Genomic DNA, 1,778 nt, shown 5'->3' with positions numbered 1-1,778 from the left:
ACCCTAAAGATATTGTGATTATTTTGACATGGGGAGCTTTGCAAAATTTGGATAAACTTGAACTATATGGTTTGTTGGGTCATGAGTTTAATCAGATTTTATCAGGTGAAGCTGTTGAAAATACTAAATTAAAGATTTTATATAGTGGATTAACGACATTTAGTCAGTGGGGCAGTAAATTAGCAAAACAAGGCTTTAAACGCTACAGCCCAGGTTATAAACATAAATTTGAAACTGTATTTGTTGCAGTGGGTGGTGTCATTTGGCTAGCTGGAAGCCTAGGCGTATTAATTACCCGATTTATTAAATATTTAACTTTGAGTGGACGCACATTTCGTAATGACCAAAAAACGGTACGATTATTAAAAAATAGTGCTAATACGCAGACTTTGTTGCGTATTTATGTTCACCATTCTGGCTCACAAATTCATAGTGCCTATTCTGAATCAATCGCGCATATGTGTTTTGCTAACTCACTGAGTCCGCAAAGTTGGATGAATATTCACCCAAGTATTCGTGAACGTATTTACGAGTTAAATCCGACTTTGCTACAAGATTTACAATTAGAAAATTTAAAAAAGCTTCGCAATCGTCCGTTATTTAGTTTATTTCATTTTTTAGAAGAATCTGAAAAAGAAATTTATGTTCCATGGTCATCTCCGCAACCTTTACCCTTATTAAGGTTGTCACCCATTAGTTTTGCATTAAATGATGCTATTAAGCCTCTTAGTAGTGATGTGCGTCGAAATAAAAAGCGTCCTGAGCTAATTCAGCGTGCACTTCAAACTGCTACGGGTTCACGTGAGGTAATGGTCGCTATTTTGATGATTCGCCAATATCGAGAATTCATCCCTAAAGATGCGCCAGTTAGCCATGCCATTATTGATGCCTTATTAAATCTTGATGGGCGTATCCATATTCAGATATTTCATGATGCTTGTAAAAACATTGGGCATATGCCAGCAAGCATTGCGCGGCAATTTCTAACAAAACTAGCGCTGATTATTCAAGAAGATGGTGAGATTGGTCTGCTAGATGCACTTTTGCTGGAGCGGGTTAAATATGAGTTGAATTTAATGCCGTTACATTTGCCAACAGCATTTGAAGAAGTAAAACCTCAAATTGTTCGTTTAATTGATGCCTTGCTTCATGTTCAGCAAATTAATAGTCCAAATCAGTTAGAAGTACGTGAACGTATTTTACGTTCGTTACTTAATCCAGATGAAATGTATGTTTATGATGAGATTTCAGACGAGCCTTTAGATTTGGCTGAAATTTTAAATGACATTGCAGGTTTATTATTGCGTGACCGTCTTAGTATCCTTGCGATTGCAGAAATGTGCTTGTGGAGTGATCGTATTATCACACAAGACGAACTAGATGTACTTGAATTACTTTATTGGCGATTTGGCTTTGAGACAGAAGAAATTGTTGAGCAAATGCAAAAAAGAAATAGTGTGATGATTATTTAAAAGACATCTACGATTATAAAAACAGCTGAACGAAATAAAACACTGAAAAAAAAACTCAAGCCCGTTAGAATGTAGCTTAAGTAGAGGTATTGATTCAAACATGATTGGGCAGCAAAGAAATATATTGGCGACTTTAGGGATTGATGTATGGATTCCTAAGACACAGGTGTGCCAAAAAAATAATGCTCAAAGCCTTTGGCGGGATCATGTCGTAGAAGAACCAGAACCGATCATACTACCCTCTGTAGAACCCACAGTTCTTGAGCAGCAGCCAGCAAAGCCAAAAATTAACGATATTCCAAAAAT

1 protein-coding gene and 1 pseudogene are annotated in these 1,778 nt (G+C 36.5%); both read left to right on the top strand.

The features are described from left to right. The coding region (locus UC75_RS06545; RefSeq protein ID WP_228137140.1) for a peptidase M48 at positions 1-1,472 on the top strand (1,472 nt) is incomplete at its 5' end. A gap of 100 nt (positions 1,473-1,572) precedes the next feature. Beyond that, positions 1,573-1,778: pseudogene (locus UC75_RS20495) on the top strand (hypothetical protein); the annotation flags it as partial.

It is taken from the genome of Acinetobacter sp. V2, from assembly GCF_001188385.1.
Lineage (GTDB): Bacteria > Pseudomonadota > Gammaproteobacteria > Pseudomonadales > Moraxellaceae > Acinetobacter > Acinetobacter oleivorans.
This window is presented reverse-complemented; position numbering and strand designations above follow the sequence as displayed.